17 protein-coding genes are annotated in these 18175 nt (G+C 45.4%); 11 read left to right on the top strand and 6 right to left on the bottom strand.

All coding sequences use genetic code 11. The annotated features are described in order from the left end of the window. Positions 1-20: 20 nt before the first annotated feature. The 4 genes from AC0YNT_RS08730 to AC0YNT_RS08745 all read left to right on the top strand — a co-directional run bounded on the left by AC0YNT_RS08730 (position 21) and on the right by AC0YNT_RS08745 (position 3448). Positions 21-737: a hypothetical protein gene (locus AC0YNT_RS08730; RefSeq protein ID WP_167281451.1), complete on the top strand. Its 717-nt coding sequence runs from the start codon at positions 21-23 to the stop codon at positions 735-737. 33 nt (positions 738-770) lie between these two features. After that, positions 771-2069, top strand: a complete 1299-nt coding sequence (locus tag AC0YNT_RS08735) for a polysaccharide deacetylase family protein (RefSeq protein ID WP_475804211.1) — start codon at positions 771-773, stop codon at positions 2067-2069. 192 nt (positions 2070-2261) lie between these two features. Continuing rightward, complete coding sequence (locus AC0YNT_RS08740) at positions 2262-2636, top strand: YciI family protein (protein WP_475804212.1); 375 nt, start codon at positions 2262-2264, stop codon at positions 2634-2636. Positions 2637-2641: 5 nt separating this feature from the next. Beyond that, complete coding sequence (locus tag AC0YNT_RS08745) at positions 2642-3448, top strand: GNAT family N-acetyltransferase (protein ID WP_475804213.1); 807 nt, start codon at positions 2642-2644, stop codon at positions 3446-3448. 38 nt (positions 3449-3486) lie between these two features. Here AC0YNT_RS08745 and AC0YNT_RS08750 read toward each other — a convergent pair whose 3' ends face one another. Continuing rightward, positions 3487-4128 (bottom strand): NAD(P)-dependent oxidoreductase, encoded by a 642-nt coding sequence (locus AC0YNT_RS08750; RefSeq protein ID WP_475804214.1) that lies wholly within the window; start codon positions 4126-4128, stop codon positions 3487-3489. A 138-nt stretch (positions 4129-4266) separates the two neighbouring features. Between AC0YNT_RS08750 and AC0YNT_RS08755 the strand changes: the two genes are divergently transcribed. Both AC0YNT_RS08755 and AC0YNT_RS08760 read left to right on the top strand, forming a co-directional pair. Beyond that, complete coding sequence (locus AC0YNT_RS08755; RefSeq protein WP_167281469.1) at positions 4267-4623, top strand: winged helix-turn-helix transcriptional regulator; 357 nt, start codon at positions 4267-4269, stop codon at positions 4621-4623. Positions 4624-4942: 319 nt separating this feature from the next. Beyond that, the gene (locus AC0YNT_RS08760) at positions 4943-6454 is read left to right on the top strand and encodes a malate:quinone oxidoreductase (RefSeq protein ID WP_475804215.1); all 1512 of its coding nucleotides are present in this window, start codon (positions 4943-4945) and stop codon (positions 6452-6454) included. Between the two features lie 47 nt (positions 6455-6501). On the opposite strand, the gene AC0YNT_RS08765 is transcribed toward AC0YNT_RS08760, so the two are convergent. From AC0YNT_RS08765 to AC0YNT_RS08775, 3 genes are all read right to left on the bottom strand, one after another. Next, positions 6502-7404 (bottom strand): phosphotransferase, encoded by a 903-nt coding sequence (locus AC0YNT_RS08765; RefSeq protein ID WP_475804216.1) that lies wholly within the window; start codon positions 7402-7404, stop codon positions 6502-6504. A gap of 202 nt (positions 7405-7606) precedes the next feature. Continuing rightward, positions 7607-8050: an SgcJ/EcaC family oxidoreductase gene (locus AC0YNT_RS08770; protein WP_475804217.1), complete on the bottom strand. Its 444-nt coding sequence runs from the start codon at positions 8048-8050 to the stop codon at positions 7607-7609. A 133-nt stretch (positions 8051-8183) separates the two neighbouring features. Further along, positions 8184-9029 (bottom strand): helix-turn-helix transcriptional regulator, encoded by an 846-nt coding sequence (locus tag AC0YNT_RS08775; protein WP_475804218.1) that lies wholly within the window; start codon positions 9027-9029, stop codon positions 8184-8186. A gap of 122 nt (positions 9030-9151) precedes the next feature. Here AC0YNT_RS08775 and AC0YNT_RS08780 point away from each other — a divergent pair, with 122 nt between their 5' ends. The 4 genes from AC0YNT_RS08780 to AC0YNT_RS08795 all read left to right on the top strand — a co-directional run bounded on the left by AC0YNT_RS08780 (position 9152) and on the right by AC0YNT_RS08795 (position 12750). Next, on the top strand, positions 9152-10471 hold the full coding sequence (locus tag AC0YNT_RS08780) for an alpha-L-fucosidase (RefSeq protein ID WP_475804219.1): 1320 nt from the start codon (positions 9152-9154) through the stop codon (positions 10469-10471). A 175-nt stretch (positions 10472-10646) separates the two neighbouring features. Next, a complete protein-coding gene (locus AC0YNT_RS08785; RefSeq protein ID WP_475804220.1) occupies positions 10647-11111 on the top strand; it encodes a DUF2975 domain-containing protein in 465 nt (154 codons plus the stop codon). Between the two features lie 123 nt (positions 11112-11234). Further along, on the top strand, positions 11235-11747 hold the full coding sequence (locus AC0YNT_RS08790; protein WP_475804221.1) for an RNA polymerase sigma factor: 513 nt from the start codon (positions 11235-11237) through the stop codon (positions 11745-11747). Then, complete coding sequence (locus AC0YNT_RS08795; RefSeq protein ID WP_475804222.1) at positions 11716-12750, top strand: DUF4179 domain-containing protein; 1035 nt, start codon at positions 11716-11718, stop codon at positions 12748-12750. The genes AC0YNT_RS08790 and AC0YNT_RS08795 overlap by 32 nt, the downstream gene beginning before the upstream one ends. 42 nt (positions 12751-12792) lie before the next feature. Here the strand turns inward: AC0YNT_RS08795 and AC0YNT_RS08800 are convergent, their stop codons facing one another. Both AC0YNT_RS08800 and AC0YNT_RS08805 read right to left on the bottom strand, forming a co-directional pair. Then, entirely contained in the window at positions 12793-13767 is a 975-nt protein-coding gene (locus tag AC0YNT_RS08800; protein ID WP_475804223.1) for an alpha-E domain-containing protein, read from the bottom strand. A 35-nt stretch (positions 13768-13802) separates the two neighbouring features. Continuing rightward, positions 13803-15275 (bottom strand): circularly permuted type 2 ATP-grasp protein, encoded by a 1473-nt coding sequence (locus tag AC0YNT_RS08805; RefSeq protein ID WP_475804224.1) that lies wholly within the window; start codon positions 15273-15275, stop codon positions 13803-13805. Between the two features lie 236 nt (positions 15276-15511). Here AC0YNT_RS08805 and AC0YNT_RS08810 point away from each other — a divergent pair, with 236 nt between their 5' ends. Next, positions 15512-18175: an ATP-binding protein gene (locus AC0YNT_RS08810; protein ID WP_475804225.1), complete on the top strand. Its 2664-nt coding sequence runs from the start codon at positions 15512-15514 to the stop codon at positions 18173-18175.

Consider the following 18175-nt stretch of genomic DNA (forward strand, 5'->3'; position numbering starts at 1 on the left):
CAGAAAAGGTGAGTTGATCTATGTTTTCTCCTTTCCAAAAGAAGAAAGAGCAGCAGCATTCGCGAGAGGATCTTGGGGTAAGGAGGGACTTGGAAGAACCGCAGGAGGAAGTGTCGGTTAATTCAGCTGCATCCGAGATCGTAGAGGAGTCATCCGGCTCTATTCTAATAAATAAAGGTCATATGGACAAAAGATCGCTGGACTTGGTATTTGCCGTTGAGCAGATGATAAAAGCCAAACAGCATGTCGAAATGAGCCATAACGATTTGCAAGATCGACTGGGCCATGCAAATGGGCAGATTGATCGATTAAACCGGGACGTAAAGAATCTCGGCAAGGTCATTGAAGAGCGTGAGAAGAGTATTATTGATCTGGAGAAGAGACTAAGCGATAAGAACCTGAAGGTTGACCAGATGATGGATGACTATCGGGAGCTTCATTCCACCTTATCCGGTGAGATTGAGGAGCTGAAAAGCGTTATCGAGCTCGAACGCCAGAACTACGCAGGCCTCTTGCAAAAGCACAATGAGACAACTGCAGATAAGAACAAGAAAATTAATGAGCTGGAAGAGAAGAATACAAGGCTGGAATCCGAGCTTTCTCAAATGAGACAGAAATTCGATGCCCTCCGTCAGGAGAAAACGCATCTTCTTAACATTGTAAATGACTTTACGAACCGGCTAACGTCTCCGTTTGCACCTAATGCAAGCTCTACTGATGGAGGTTCATCGGAATAAGGTCATGCCGGGAATGGGAAGAGAAGGACGCACATGGGGATGGACACATACAGCATACAGGTGATGGAGCTGCTGTCGCTTGAGAGGACTTCGGGTGGTGCTAACCTACTCAGAATTGCCGTAACCCAAGAGGACATGCAAGCTGTCTACGTAATCGATATTGATGAGTTTACGTTTTTTCAACTTGAAGCACTGGGGCCGTTAAATGGAGACAGGATACGAATTTCTCCCTACTCCAAATGGGATCCTTTCCGAAATACGTTTTATAGTTCTATTATTCGAACTACAGGCATTTCCCGGAACACTTTGTACTTTGCGTGCAGCGAGGCTTACCTTAGTTTAATTAAACAGATCAGGCAAGGCGAGCTTACACCTGTTCCAATGGAAGAGGTGAAGCAGGAAGATGCAGTCGAGATCGCTATTGTGAATCCGCCACAGCTCCCGAGGCGTTACACCGCACGTATGCCTAGAATTGCAGTTGCACTGTTAATTATGGTTGGTTTGCTCGCTATTCTCTCTATTGCCACTGGAGGCAAGGTCGATTCCGCACGTATTCTTGGCGGACAAGCAGCGAAGGCCGAGGTTACCAAGAGTGATGTGCCAACGGCTCATGTATCCGCATCATTTAGTGATCTGAACAAGGCTGCTGTATCCAATGCTGCAGAGGTTGTGACGGCCGATCAGACCGTGATAACGGAGCAGGACTTGATTCAGCTTAGTGATCATGAAACACAATCAGCCTTTAAAGTGATCGACATCACGGAAGAAAAGAAATTTTTCGGATTGCCGAAGGAATATGTCGCTTTAACCTTTGACGACGGACCATCCAAGCTCACGAGAGAGATTGTAGATATTCTCGCGGAGCAGAAGGTTCCTGCGACCTTTCTATTCATCGGTCAAAATGTGAGTCATCATACGGATGCTGTTACTTATGCAAGTGAACATGGCATGTCGATTGGGAATCATTCTTGGGATCATAGTGTTATGACCAAATCGGATCGAGAGGAACAAAGTGAGAACTTGTCCAAGGCAAACCATGCTATCGAGTCTCTAACGGATAAGCCTGTCACGTTGTTCCGCCCCCCGTATGGTGCGGTTAACGCTGACCTGGTTTCTGCAGCTAAGGGGCAGCATATGAAGACCCTTCTGTGGAACCGGGATCCGGAAGACTGGAATGCCAAGAATCCGGAAGACATTATTCGTTACTTCCATCATGTAGAAGCCGCTGGCGGCATTTATGTACTTCATGAAGACAAGAACACGCTAGAGGCGCTTCCAGCCATTATAAAATATTTAAAAAGCAAGGACTTAACCTTTGTTGCGTTTAAGTGATCTAACCTCTGCTTATATAGTTCGCAGCACAGCACCCTTTTGGGTGCTTTTTTTATGCTGTGAAAAAAATATTTTTGCGTTAGGATACAGTTATGAAGTTGTCGATCTTGCAAGAGTCTATTCGTCGTTTCAATAAGAGGTTGGAGTGAACCAGCTCCGGGACCATAATCTAACGTTAAAGGGGTAATAACAATGAAATTCCTATGTTTGGGTTATTTGAATGCGGAGGCAATGGATGCAATCGACAAAGAGGAAATTACTGCAATTATGCAGCAGTGTCCGCCCCACCTTGAGGAGTTCTACAACAGTGGCCAAGTGATTATGGATGCTGGTCTCGCCCCGAAATCAACAGGTTTGAAGCGGGCAAACGGCAAAGTGAGAGTAATGGACGGTCCTTTTATTGAAACAAAAGAGATGATCGGCAGTGCTTTTCTCATTGAAGCGCAGGACATGGAAGACGCGATACGAATCGCCTCCTTGCATCCTGCTGTGCAGGTAGAAGCGGGGGAGCAGTTTGGGTGGAGAATTGAGATTCGTCCGATTCAATATTTTAAGGGAGAGGGTTAGGCGATATGGTCATTCATTCATGCACATACGATGAAATTCAACACCTTGTTACCGAGTATCTGGAGGGATTGTCCTCGCCGTTTGATTCCTTTCTGGAAGACCATATTCTATCCTCAGCCTTTTACCGGATTCAGGACGGTCCGGAGGATGCCGGGTATTACGCGATACACAATCAGGAACTGCTTACCCAGTTTTATATCCGGCAATCTTATCTGATGCATGCACAGCCATTATTTCTTGAAGCGCTGGAGCGGCATGCTGTTAAAAATCTGTTCGTACCGACCTGTGATGAATTGTTCCTAAGTCTAGCCGTCGATCAGGATTTCAAGATCAATAAGCAGGCTTACTTCTTCCAAGATAGTCAGACAGACATTGCGATTCGCCAAGCTGAAGGTGAGGAAGTATTCCGACTTGCGGTAGAGGATGATCTTCCAACTATACAGCAGGTGTGCGGGGATTTCTTGAATGATTATGACCAGTGGATAGCCAAAGAGCTGCTGTTCGTCTATTACAGAGGAACGGATCTGCTTGGTATCGGAATCATGGACTCGTCCAAAATGTTTGATGGATTAGCCAGCATCGGGATGTTTACGAATGAGGCTTTCAGGAAGCAGGGAATCGGGAAAGCGATTATCGTAAATTTGCGCAAATGGTGCAAAGATCATGGCGTAACCGCGATATGCGGCTGCTGGTATTATAACGAAGCCTCCAAGCGCACCTTGGAGAGTGCGGGTATGGTGACAAAGACAAGGCTGTTAAATATAGAGGTAAAAGCACAGTTATCCTCCAGACTTTCGCAGGAAAAAGGTTAATACAATAGTAAAGGCACCCTCACGGGTGCCTCTTGTATTTATTCGGCTTCGCCTACAAGCGTAAATCTTTGATTCACATGCTGCGGATTTTCAATTTCATCAAGTACGGCAATTGCATAGTCGGCATAGCTGACGTAGCTTTGGCCTTGGCTATTTAAGATAACATGATCGAGGCCCTTCGTGTAGGAACCTGTTCTTTTTCCGCTTGGATCAAAGAAAGCAGCAGGGCTGATGTACGTCCATGTAATGGAAGTCTCCTTCTTCAATTCCTCAAGCTGTTTCCCGGCATTAGAGGCAGTAGGGTATACGAAGTCCGGGAACTCCGGTGTATCCATCAGTTTGGTTGTTTTTTGTTCATCGACGTAGAGGCTTCCGGCACCTCCAACAACGATCAGCTTCGTGTTTGGAGCATCTTTTAAAGCTTGAACCAGAGCTCTTCCGGCATCGATATAGAGATGTTCTTCACCATCAGCTGCTTTAAACGTGTTAACAATCACGTCGAATGCTTTCAAATCAGCGGCGGTTAAATGAAAAATATCCCTTTCGAGCACATTAATAGTTGTCTCGCTTATGTTCGCGGCGTTCCTAACAATAGCGGTCACTTCATGACCTCTATTTAAAGCTTCCTGCATAATAAGGCTTCCGACTTTGCCGTTTGCACCAATGATACCAATGTTCATGATCTATTCCTCCTAAGTGGATAAGTTGTGTGTTTAAGCATAATCCTATATTATTTCAATAGTTCGATTTTTAAAAGTAGTCACTATTTTATAACATAGTCATAAAAACAGAACCATTAGAGAAGAGAGGGATTTAGCATGGCTCGAAGTTCATTCGAGGGGGAAGTTCCGGTCGAACAAGTTGAAGTTTGCCCCGTAACGGAGACGCAAAACGTGATTGCAGGCAAATGGAAGATCCTCATTTTGTGGCATTTGAGGGAGACAAGACGGTTTGGTGAGCTTCAAAGACTTGTCCCAGGCATATCGAAGGCCATCTTGACCAGTCAGCTTAGAGAGCTGGAGAAGGATCAAATGATCAACAGAAAGGTGTACCAAGAGGTGCCGCCAAAAGTTGAGTACTCCCTTACCGAAGCAGGGAAAGAATTTATTCCGATCCTCGAAAGGATGGGCGAGTGGGGCAAGAAGCATGCAGTAAACAGGAAAACCGTTCGCTAAACATTACAGCTTATGGGATATACCCAATAAAGTGTTAAGCTGAACTTCAATGGAAACCACTCCAAACTTAGGAGTGGTTTTGTTATTTTATGAGCAAATTCGAATGCTTTTGTGGAGAATTGTTCAGGGAATGGTTAAAAAATCATGTCGAAATAGCGTCGATTATACCTTGAAACTATCGTATAATAGGAGTAGATACTTTTATTCATTGATCGTAGCGCTACAATATAATCAGTTTAATTATGGATACAGAAAAGATGTGTGATAAGCAGGAGTGTTGCATCCTTTCTGCAAATCGAAGGGTATAAGGACGGTTGAAATGAGCAAACAAACGAAAACAGACGTTGTATTAATTGGTGCCGGAATCATGAGTGCGACTCTCGGTTCACTACTGAAAGAACTAGTACCGGACTGGGAGATTACAGTGTTTGAACGGCGTGGAAGCGCAGGTGAGGAAAGCTCTAACGAATGGAATAATGCAGGTACCGGGCACTCTTCGCTATGCGAGCTGAACTACACAACAGAGAAGCCGGACGGATCCATCGATGTTAGCAAAGCGAATAAGGTTAATGAAGAGTTCCAGGTTTCCAAGCAGTTCTGGTCCTATCTTGTTAACAGCAATCTGATCCGCAGCCCGCGGGACTTTATTGTACCCGTTCCTCATATGAGCTTTGTGCAAGGGGAAAAGGATGTAACCTTCTTGAAGAAACGGTTTGAAGCGTTGTCGGTCAATCCATTGTTTGAAGGAATGGAATTCTCCGATGAACCTGCGAAGCTGGCTGAATGGATTCCGCTTATGATGAAAGACCGTAAAGTGGACCAACCCATCGCGGCTACTAGAATTGAAACGGGAACGGATGTTAACTTTGGCGCTTTAACGCGCATTCTGTTTAATCAATTAAAGAAACAGAACGTTGACATAAACTTCAACCATAATGTAGATGATATTAAACGTGCGAACGATGGCTCGTGGGAACTGAAAGTTCGGAATATGGAGAACGGCAGCAAGGAACGCATTAATGCCAAGTTCGTCTTTATCGGTGGTGGCGGCGGAAGTCTGCATCTGTTGCAGAAAACCGGCATTCCCGAAGGAAAAGGCATTGGCGGATTCCCTGTTAGCGGTCTGTTCATGGTGTGTAAAAAACCGGAGGTTGTGGCTCAGCATCGTGCGAAAGTTTACGGCCAAGCTCCAGTTGGCGCACCACCAATGTCCGTACCGCATCTGGATACACGCGTAATCGACAACAAAGAATCGTTGTTCTTTGGCCCATTTGCCGGGTTTACGCCAAAGTTCCTGAAATATGGATCGAACATGGATCTGATCACTTCTGTCAAACCGCATAACCTTACGAATATGCTGGCGGCAGGCGCGAAAAATATGTCTTTGACGACTTACCTGGTCAAACAGCTGATGTTGTCGAAAGAGCAGCGTATGGAAGCTCTGCGAGAATTCATCCCGGATGCGAAGAGCGATGATTGGGAGTTGCTCGTTGCTGGCCAACGTGTTCAAATTATTAAAGAAACGAAGGCAGGCAAAGGAACGCTTCAGTTTGGTACGGAAGTTATTAATGCCGCTGACGGTTCGATCGCTGCGTTGCTTGGTGCTTCGCCAGGTGCATCGACAGCTGTATCTGTCATGCTTGAAGTAATCAACAATTGCTTCCCGCAGCATATGAAAGAGTGGGAGCCTAAGATTAAAGAAATGATTCCATCTTACGGCACGAAGCTTCTGCAGCAGCCAGAGCTGATTAAACAAATCAATGCAACAACGAACGAGGCTCTTGGCTTAGTAAGTAAAAAACCATCTACATCTGCATCGGCATTAGCATAGAGGTTAGGGAAGCCATCCATTGTTGACTCAACAATGGATGGCTTTTTTTATATTCTAATTTCCTGATATAGCTGCTCGACATCACTCATTAGATCTGGAATCCAGGCCTCGGATCCAGGAATGATTTCTGTTCCCCCATAAATCAGCCATCGTAAGGTTTTGATCAGCCAGCATATGCCGCCTACGGACTCTTGCCAGTTCAGTTCGTCAGCTGGTGTATCCGCTACTTCAAGGTAGGCTGTAAGGATATCTTGCCTAGCTAGATTGCTGTAGGCCTCGGCCTCTGTAATCAGGCAGTACAAGTCGCCAAGATGAGGACTTAAATAAGCCAGCGCCCAATCAATCGGCATAATGCCCTGGTGCCCAATGACGAGGTTTTTGGCATGGTAATCATGGTGAACGAGCGTAACAGGTACCGTGTGATACAATCTTTCCAAGTGATGGGGCAGTTCAGCCTTTAGATTCTGCAGCACTTCTGCATCAGCTAGCTTTTCCGACTGCAGCAGGTCATTAAGCAGGTCCAGAAACTGGTTCATGGAGACGAAATAAGTATCGATAACGGGTTTTGGAAGCCTTTTTTCTATGTTTATTACTGCGCGTTCTCTTAACCTTGCCAGCTCTCTGGTTGCCTCAAGAAAATGAGTGGGCTGCGGTTCAACTTCCAGGTTAGTGTGACCTGCATCCTCCATAATCATAACTCCGCTGTGTTTCAACTCGACATATTCAAAAATCTGCGGTGCTTTGATTTGTAAAGGATGTACCAGTTCTCGATAAATGCAGGCTTCTCCAGCCATTTCATTGCCGCCCCATTTAATAATTCGAGACTCTCTTGTTCGGAGCCTTACTCTGTACACTTCAGAAAGTGCCCATTTCCGTAACAGTGACCATTCCGCAACGTCACTCAACACTGGAATCAAGGAACGATATTCAGATAAGCATGCTGGTATCATTGAAAGCCCCACCCCCGTAGATTGTAGTAATGAAACATATTTTTACATATTTGGCGAAAAAGATATAGACTGAACATTTCCCGTCTGTTATGATGTTGAATAAGGTCTTGGAAAAATTCGGGACTCTTTTTTTATGTCCACATAGTCAAAAGGGCTGCCCCCGCGTTTGGGGACAACCCTTTTTTTGTACTATAAAATGATATTATTCCACTTTAAACAAACGGCGTGTCAGCCAGTTAAATTTTTTGATCCGGCAGTTATGGAAAGCGGCGATTTTCCACTCGCCATTTTGCTTCACTAACACGTTTGTATTAATGGAATCGCGGCTCGCTGGAGCTTTCTTTTGCCATCGCATCATAACAGCTCCAGTGGCATGTGCAATCGCTAACTCGGAGGTTAAGAAGCGTAACTTCATATCATTGGAGTCCGCAATAAGTCTTGAACCACGTAACGGACCATTCCATAAGGCTTGATGGGCGTGATCAATTTCGCTTCGGCCCTTTAAGTGTTGGCCAAAGAAGGTTACATAGTCTGCATCAGGCGTGAAGATCTCGCTATACGCCTTACCATTGCCCTGCTGCCAAGCAAGGGATAAGGCAGAAAACACCTCATGTATCGCCTGAATATCCTCTCGATTATCGAGCATTTACCTCAATCCTCCCTGGACGATTGTTCTTTGTCCCTCATTATAGAGCAAAGCGGCAAGGAGATAATCGCCCCAAGGATGGAAGCTGTCTCAGACTGGCGACGGATATGGCCTCACATAATCTTCACCTGTTTCAGATCCGCCCCGCCCGCAGACGATACTCGGTTGGAGAGCAGCTCGCTTCCTTACGGAACGCCTTGGCAAAATGATTCGTATCGGGGAAGCCGACAGCTTCCGCGATTTCTTTTATGGACAAGTCGGTCGATCCTAGCAGGGACTTGGCCTTCTGCATTCGCTTGCGATTGATGTATTTGAGCGGGGAGACGGCAAAATGTTTATTGAAATAACGGACGAGATAGTTCGGGTGAAGATGAACATGCTTGGCCAGCTGCTCCAGCGTGAGGGATTCGGATAGATTGGCCTCGATAAAAGTCTCAATCTGCTTTAATCGTTCGATCTCGCCAAGCCGACCCGGTACAAACCGAAGATGGGTATTAGATTCGGACAAGAACAAGGCGATGATCTCGAGCAGAATGGCTTTTTCTCGGATTCGCGCCAGGTAACTTCGATTCTGGTACAAGCTGCTCAGCTCACGGAATAGCGACATCAGCCTGTCCATGAGCGGGGGAGAGATATCTAAGATAGAAGGAGCATCTACCCATTGGAAAAGATCCATTTCTCCCATCGTGGCGGTAAAATGGCACCAATATTTCGCATAAGGCATATCGCTTACAGCGGAATAGGATTGCAGAACGTGAGCGGGCATATGGACCAGCTGGCCTGGAACAGGTCGGTATTCCTCTCCGTCTATCTGCAGCCAGCCCTCTCCCTCGCAGATCAGATAAAACTTATTGTACTTAGGAACGTAATCCAGCTCGCGCCATTGCGGTGAGCATTCGGTATAATAAGCTTCCTCCAGATGCACCTGCAGGTGCTGAAGCATCTCATTTAGAAATTCTGGGTTTTGGTCAAGCGGCATGCGGTGGACACCTCAACTTAGGTTAATCTGATCCCCATACTAGCTAATTTACTGCCTATATCATAGCATAAATCATTGCTAGACTAAGGGTATATCAGATGCTATGGAGGCGATCCTTTCCGATGAGTCAATCTTATATCGAGCAGCGTACAGAACGTACCCAGTGGTTCCTTCAGGACCGATTCGGCATGTTCATTCACTGGGGACTATACGCCATTCCCGCGCGCGGGGAATGGGTGAGAAACGCTGAACGAATCAGCAATGAGGACTATCAGGTCTACTTTGATGAATTCAACCCGGAACGCTATGATCCAAAGGCATGGGCGAAAGCGGCCAAGGCAGCGGGGATGAAATATGCAGTACTGACAGCCAAGCACCATGACGGATTCTGTCTGTTCGATAGTAATCTGACGGATTACAAGTCAACGAACACGAAATCCGGCCGGGATCTGGTGAGAGAGTTCCTTGACGCCTTCCGCGAGGAAGGGCTGAAGGTTGGTTTATATTATTCGCTGCTGGATTGGCATCATCCGGACTATCCGGCCTATGGCGATCAAATTCATCCGATGCGGGACAATGAGGAGTACAAGCGTGACCCTGAGCGATTCGTGAATTATCTGAACTATATGCACGGTCAAGTTAGAGAATTGCTGACCGACTATGGCAAGCTCGATATTATGTGGTTCGACTTCTCCTATGGCGATCTAAAGGGAGAAGCATGGCGTGCTACGGAGCTTATGGAGATGATTCGTTCCATTCAGCCGCACATCATCGTGGATAACCGTCTCGAAGCGAGCGGCGAGGAGGGCGGTTCAATTTATACGGATAATCCGAGCGTGTTCTCCGGTGACTTTGCCTCTCCGGAGCAAATTATTCCGCCAAGTGGAATTACGGATGAAGCGGGTAACTCCATTCCTTGGGAAGCATGTATTACGCTGAACAATAACTGGGGCTATAGCGCGGCAGATCTTACGTATAAGTCGGCTAAGACGGTGATCCGTAAGCTCGTGGAATGCGTTAGTAAGAACGGCAACCTGTTATTAAACGTTGGACCTGATGCGAAGGGCGAGATTCCACGCGAATCCCTAGATATTCTTGAAGAAGTTGGGCAATGGATAAGCAGGAATGGAGACAGCATTTATGGCTGCGGCGAAGCTGGTCTAACGAAGCCGGAATGGGGCAGATATACCCGAAAAGGGAATAAGCTTTACGCTCATCTCTTCGAGGAAAGTGTTGGTCCGATCAATTTGGTCGGGTTGGCGGGCCGCGTGAAGTACGCGAGGCTGCTGTCGGACGGCGCCGAGGTGTTCGTCTCTCGTCCGTGGAATGCATCGTTGTATCAGGAGGATGCTTTCTTCAACTTTGCTAGACCGGAGCACTCGACTTATCCGCTCCCGGATGAGCGGGATACGGTCGTTGAGATTACACTGATTAAAGAATAAGGTAATTTAAATATAAGAGACTCTCCTTATATGGAGGGTCTCATTTTATTTTTAATAAAATGATAAGGATGTTTAAATAACAATAATAATAATATATAATACAATACTAATTTATTGAAAAACGATAAATCAAATGATAAGATCATATTGTCATTAAATAAGTGAGGTGTTATAAATGAATGTTAAATGGGGCTCAACCACTTTCTTGAAGGGCATTATTTTTCTAGCTGGAATTGCAGTGCTTACATTGTGCATCTGGTTGCCTGGGGCGACTGTTAAAGATGCAAGAGTGCATCCAGATACAGCTTACTTCCTAATCCCTTTTCTAGTATGTGCATACGGATTCTGTATCGCGTTTTCTGTTGCGCTGTACCAAGCATATAAACTATTAACCTACGTCGAAAAGAACAATGCATTCTCTGAACTATCCCTTAAATCTTTGCAGATTATAAAGAAATGTGCGATTACAGTCATTTTCCTCTTTTTATTAGCAATAGTAAGCTTAAAGATATGCGCTAAAGTTACAGGTGGTGATGCGGCTCCTGTACCGTTATGTCTAATTGGTATTTTAGCAACAGGTATCATCGCGGCCATTGTGGATGTCCTTCAAAAGCCAATAAAAAATGCTTTGGATATATAGTGAAAAAATAAATAATTAATGGGTATATACCGCCTTTCACAAAGGCGGTTTTATTTTTACTTCCTGAAGATTCTATGAGATATTTTTCATTAGCCAATCGTGATATATACAGGAGGTGAATAAATGAACGCCCAAGATAGCGAGTTTGCTGATATATACAAGCGAAATATAGGCACGGTGTACAGGCTATGCTTTATTTTTCTGAAAAATACGGCTGATGCGGATGACGCTGTTCAATCGATATTCCTAAAGCTAATTAAGCAGAAAGCAGCTTTTAACGATCATGAACATGAAAAAGCATGGCTTATTGTGACGACCAAAAATTACTGCAAGGACGTTCTGAAAAGCTGGTGGAGATCCCGCCGTGTAGACCTTGAGGTCTTGCCTGAAAAGACATACTGGGAGAACAATGAGCCGCAGAGGGAGGTGCTGGAGAAGCTGCTTCTGCTGCCTGAAAAATATAGAACGGTTCTGTATTTGTACTATATAGAGGATCACTCCATACGAGAAATATCTAAGCTGTTCAACCTTCGAGAAAGCACGATACAAACGCAGTTATCCAGAGGGCGTGAGCGTCTAAAGGCGGATATGGGAGGGAAGTACATTGATCGAGAGCCATCTCAAGGAACAATTTGAGGCACTAAAGCCTAATGAGGAGCATCAACAGAAACTCTTTGATGAAATAATAGCGAAAATCACGATAGAGCAAAGAAGACCATTATCACGGAGACATTTTCGATTCGGGGCGCTGGCAGCAGCGGTTATGATTTTTGTATTAGCGACAACGGCTTATGCTGGGAGCTATTTAGGCTTGGATGTGAAGTGGTTGAGCTTTCTAAGTCCATCAAATAACGAACAAGGATTGTACTTAGATAATGGGGCTCTTGAGGTTAACAAGCAAGCAGCCAACAAAGAAGGAAAGCTTGAAGTGAAGCAAGTTATTGGTGACAGCAATTTGATTTACATATTAATGGACTTTGCTGCGCCAGAGGGCATCGATTTGAATGCAAAACGATATCGTTTTGAAGCCTCTTTAAGTCAGAATGCTCCGGGATTATCTTCAACTTACAGCTACGACTACACCTTGTTAGAAGATGACAACCCAAACGATAATAAAATCAGCTTGGTTATGAGCTGCTTGCTGCAGAATAATAAGGTAGCAGGACAAGATGTTACTTTGATGCTCAGCAATTTGGAAGAGGCTGATGTTTATCCCGATCAATATGAGACCCTCATTCGAGGTTCGTGGAAAATTCCATTTAAAATGGACTACATCAATATGTCTACAACGTATCCGTTAAATCAGGCGGTATCCTTATATGGCTATAAGGCTGAAATAACAACACTATCCATTTCACCTATTTCCGTTACCTTAAAGCTAGGTAGTGCTTATACAAAAGAGATATCGGAAGCCGCTAGCCCATTATTTAAGGAGATTGGACCAAACGAGTATTCCGACAGCTACCCGCTTACTATTAATTATAAAGATGGAACTTCTAAAACAACAGCTGTCTTTAATGGAATGGTCATTGGAGATCATGGCGATGATACGATTACCATCGTAAAACCCTTTACCCCAATAGTGAATACAAAAGAAATCGAGTCTGTTGTATTTTTTGGTGTTGAAATAGAGGTCTAAATGTAAGAAAGGAGCTGCCGCGGCAGCTCCTTGATAACCCTTTCATATTTCCACAGGATCCTGCTGCTCCTCCACTTGTAAACAAGCCTCGGCAATAAACGATCCAAGATCACCTTGGGAGTGCAGCAACTGCTGCAGGAGCAGCTGCACTTCCTCGGTCACATTATCACCATAACGCTGTTTGTTGGCACGTATACAAGCGAGGACATCACTTGTTTGGATGGATAATGTTTTTATGGATTGATTTACAATCGGATTAATCTCCACATTGCTGGCCAGAGAATCAATTGCGAATCGGACGGAGCGCGGGAATTCAGCATTTCGAAGCAGGAATTCCGTCACTTCAGCGAGCCGGACGTCCTGAGCATGGAATTTGCGGAAGGCCTCATAGCCGCCGCAGGATTTCAGGAGCACAAGGAATCGATTATAGCGGGCTTCCTCATTAAGCTGCTTCGTATCCTTCAGCAGGTTGCCATAAGTGGCATGTATAATGCGAACGGTACTGTTTAACCGTTCCAGGAATTTTCCGGATTGAAAGAGATTCCAGCTTTGTCCACGAACCATTGTGGAATCCGCCGCACCGTTAAACATCGAGAGCCATTCACTGACCCGTTTATAGAACATATAAGGAGACTGCGGCATCATCTTATTAACTTCCTGTTCCTTCAGCCATAAATAGAAGGAATTGATAATATCCCACAGCTCGACGGGCAGCATTGGCCTTAAGGTACGGATATGAGTTCTAGCCTGCTGAACACAGGAAAAAATGCTATCCTCATTTGAGCGTTCGAATGTCAGGTAGTGAAGGACAGCCCACTCACTCGCCTGTGGCTGCACCCGTTTAAATTCCTCGACATCGCCTACGGCAGCAACAAGCCGCTCCCATGTATAGCCTTGCTCCTCTTCGACCAGCTCATCACGCATACTATAGTAGACATTAATAATGCGGGAATAGTTATCTGCTCTCTCCAAAAGACGTCCGATCAGGAGTAGGAGTTCCGCATAACGATTTATCATTTTTTCCACCTCTTCGTGAAATTTATAATGCCGGATTAGGCCAACACCCATGTATCCTTTGTACCGCCGCCTTGCGATGAATTGACGACAAGAGAGCCTTCCTTCAATGCCACACGGGTTAAGCCACCCGGGATGACGTACGTTTCGGAGCCCATGAAGGTAAAAGCGCGAAGATCAATATGACGGGGAGCAACACGGCCGCCGGTAAGTGATGGACTGCAGGACAGCTTTACAGTAGGCTGCGCAATATAACGCTCCGGATGCTGGGCGATTTTCTCGGCAAAAGCTTTAATCTCTTCTTCCGTGGCCGTTGGCCCGATCAGCATGCCGTACCCCCCAGATAAGGACCTTTCTTTGACGACCATATCGGATATGCGCGACAGCACATACTCTCTCTCATGAGGTCTTGTTAGAATATAAGTGGGAACATTGTTCAAGATGGGTTCTTCCTTGAGGTAGTAACGGATTATATCTGGCACATATGCATACACCGCTTTATCATCAGCTACACCTGTTCCAGGGGCATTCGCTAATGCTACATTACCGGCAAGATAGGCATCCATGAGTCCTGGTACACCTAGTAAGGAATCTTTGCGGAAAACTTGAGGATCCAAATATTCATCGTCAATTCGGCGGTAAATGACATCAACTTGGCGAAGTCCATCGCTGCTTTTCATATAGACAACCCGGTCTTTGACAATCAGGTCGCTGCCTTCAACCAAGTCAATTCCCATTTCTTGCGCCAGAAAAGTATGGTCATAATAGGCGGAGTTATAAATGCCTGGAGTAAGTAAAACTACGCGAGGGTCTAGTTTAGAATTCGGAGCTAAGCTGCGAAGGCTAGAGAGCAGGGCGTTCATTCCTTGATCGATACTGCGAACTCGTTGATCGAAGAACAATTCGGGAAGTAAGGTTGTTGTGAGAGCCCGGTTCTTATACACGTAGGAAAGGCCTGAAGGGGTTCGAAGATTATCCTCGAGAACATAAAATTCTCCAGAAAGGCCGCGAATAATATCAATACCGGATAATGGAATATAAGTGCGGTTTGGAACATCTACTCCAGCCATCTCTGGCACATAATAAGGATTATTCAGAACCATATCGGAAGGAATGAGTCCGTCTTTTAATATATTTTGCTCATGATAGATGTCCCATATAAAAAGATTCAATGCTTTGACCCGCTGCTTTAGGCCTTGATTCAGATGAAGCCATTCATCAGAAGTAATGACCCTCGGCATCATGTCAAAAGGAATGGTCCTCTCTTGCGAGGCTTCTTCCGGATTATTGCTGTATAGGGTAAAGGTAATCCCTTGCTTGACCATTTCTTCTTGCATCATGGCGTCACGCTTTTTTAATTCTTCCAGCCCCATTTTGGACAACCGTTGCAGGATAGCACCGTAGTGGGTTCTGCCTTTGCCTCGCCCTTCAAACATTTCATCGTAAAAAGCCGGATGTTCATAATCAGCGAAGAGCTGGTTCATGTTATCCTTCATCATAAGCATGGCCATGACAGAAATCCCTCCATTGTTCTTATTGCTTCATTCATTATGAGTGTGTTAGTTATTGTGACATTCGGATAATAACGCAAGTATAGAGCAACCAATCATTGAATGTATGTCGAAACCCCTTGCTTAAATGTGTCTATTTTGTGACAAATTAAAATTGCTGTATAACTAGTACTTTTTGCTATATTCACTTAATAGTAACAATAGTAATATAAAAGAAATGAATAGAGAGGTGTTTCATGAGGTTTACGATTAGAAGTAAGCTGCTTGTCAGCTTTTTGTCCGTTGCTTTCTTTGTAACAGCTGTGAATATAACGGCGTACATTTACAACGATAAACTCAATCAATCCTTTGATGAATTAATTGACAGACGGGTAGCCGTGCTCAGTAAAGCTACGGAAATTCAGTATTTGTCTGTTCAGCAAACGAACAGCCTGAGGGGCTATTTGCTGACGCAAGACCCTGATTTTCTGACAGAGCTTCGTGCCTCAAATACGCAAATGACGGCCCTTGTTGATGAGGTGGATAACCTGATCATTAAGCCTGATGTGCAGGAAGCGTTCCAGGAGCTGGCGAATACGGACGAATCCTTCATTAGAGCTTCTGATGAGCTGCTCGTTAATCTGGAGAAGGATCATGATCAGGAGACGGCACTCGCTTATTTTAAAACGGCTGTACTTCCAATAGGGGAAGAGCTGGGGCCGCTTTCTAAGGCTTTTGTGAATCATCAACAGCAATTATTAGATCAAGAAAGAGCCAAGAATGCCTCTATGGTGGACTTCGTTAACACGATGACCGCTATGCTTACTGTTGTTACCTTTCTATTAACTCTGCTGATTGGACTCCTGTTATCTCAACGCATCACGAGCAATCTTTTCAAAATTACAAGTGTGATTACAGGTTTTACCCACGATTCCAATACAGCCTCCAAACTACCTCAAATACAAGTCCGCTCACAGGACGAGATTGGCGATATTGCCCGTTCCTTTAATGAGATGGCGATCACACTTAATAAATATTCAATCCTTGAAGAAGAACAGCGCTGGCTTGAGACGAATGTCGCCGAAATGGCTACAAAGTTCCAAGGCATTAATCATTTAGAAGCATTAGCACAGCTGTTTATTACCACCATTACACCACTCGTTGAAGCGAGTTATGGCGTATTCTACTTGAAAGAAGGCGCAGGCCGGCGTCAACAGCTGAGTAAGTTGGCTTCCTATGCGTATCAACAGACCAGCATCGGAGTGGAATCCTTTAAGACGGGTGAGGGGCTTGTTGGACAAGCTGCCTTGGAAAATCGGACGATTCTGCTGAACAATCTCCCGGACAACTATATTCAAATTACGTCGGGATTAGGAAAATCCGCACCAGCGAGTCTGCTGATTATGCCGATCCATTTCGAAGGGCAGGTGGTTGGGGTTATCGAAGTAGCCTCATTCCGTCCATTCAGCCCCATTCAACAAACGCTGATGCAGCAAGCATCCGCACATCTTGGAGGTGTGTTAAGCAGTATTTCCGGACGTATGCAGGTTGAGCAGCTGCTCGCGGAGTCACAGGTTCTGACGGAAGAGCTGCAGACCCAGTCCGAAGAACTGCGGGGAATTAATGAGAAGCTGGAGGAGCAGTACAAGAACTCTGAGCAGAAGACACGGGAACTGGAGAAGACCAAGACGCAGCTGGAGGAAAAAGCAAGGCAGCTGTCGCTTAGCTCCCAGTATAAATCTGAATTCCTAGCTAATATGTCTCATGAGCTGCGTACACCTCTGAACAGTCTGCTCATCTTGTCTAATATTCTGGCAACCAATGTAGAGGGCAATCTGAATGAGCACCAGGTCAAATACGCCAATACGATTCATCATTCGGGTAATGATCTGCTTCAGTTAATTAACGATATCCTTGATCTGGCCAAGGTTGAAGCCGGGAAGATCGATCTCGTAAACGGAAAGGTCTGTCTGCATGATATCAGTGAATTTGCCGAGCAGCAGTTTCTCCCGGTTGCCCGTCTGAAAGGTCTCATGTTCACAACGGTCCTGGATCCTGATCTGCCGCAGGCTATCTTTACGGATGAACAGCGTCTATTGCAGATTATTAAGAACCTGCTGTCCAACGCCTTCAAATTCACCGAGCGGGGTGAAGTGAAGCTGCATATTCATCGTGCCCATACAGGCTCTTTATCCCATTCGGGAATTGCCTTCTCTATCTCAGATACCGGTATTGGCATTCCGAAGGAGAAGCAGGAGCTGATCTTCCAAGCATTCCAACAAGCGGATGGGACAACCAACCGGAGATACGGCGGGACGGGACTTGGGCTGTCGATCAGCATCAATATGGCTCATTTGTTGAATGGCGAGATTAACGTGAGCAGTGCAGTTGGTAAAGGAAGTGTGTTCTCGCTGGTATTGCCTCATGAGGAAGAGGCCGAGGGAGCAGCGATTGTTCATCAAGAATCAGCTGCCGCAGTAGCCGAGCCAGAGCCTGAGATTGTGGTTGAACCACAAGACCTTGAGAATGAGCTGGATGACGCGGTATGGGTCGGCAAAAAGATATTAATCGTCGACGACGACATGCGAAATATATACGCCACAACCATCGCCCTGGAAAGCAAACAGGTCAATGTCCTTTTTGCTGAGAATGGACTTTCATGCTTAAAAGTGTTGAAGGACAATCCGGATGTGGATCTTATCCTGATGGATATTATGCTGCCTGAAATGGATGGCTATGAGACGATGCGCACGTTGCGGCAAATGCCAGGCTTCGTATCGCTGCCGATTATTGCGTTAACCGCCAAAGCAATGAAAGATGACAAAGACAAATGTATTGAAGCAGGTGCATCTGATTATATGAGCAAGCCCGTCAAGCTGGAGCAGTTGTTTGCCCGCATACATGCTTGGCTGAGCAGATAG

This window comes from Paenibacillus sp. J22R56 (assembly GCF_056269375.1).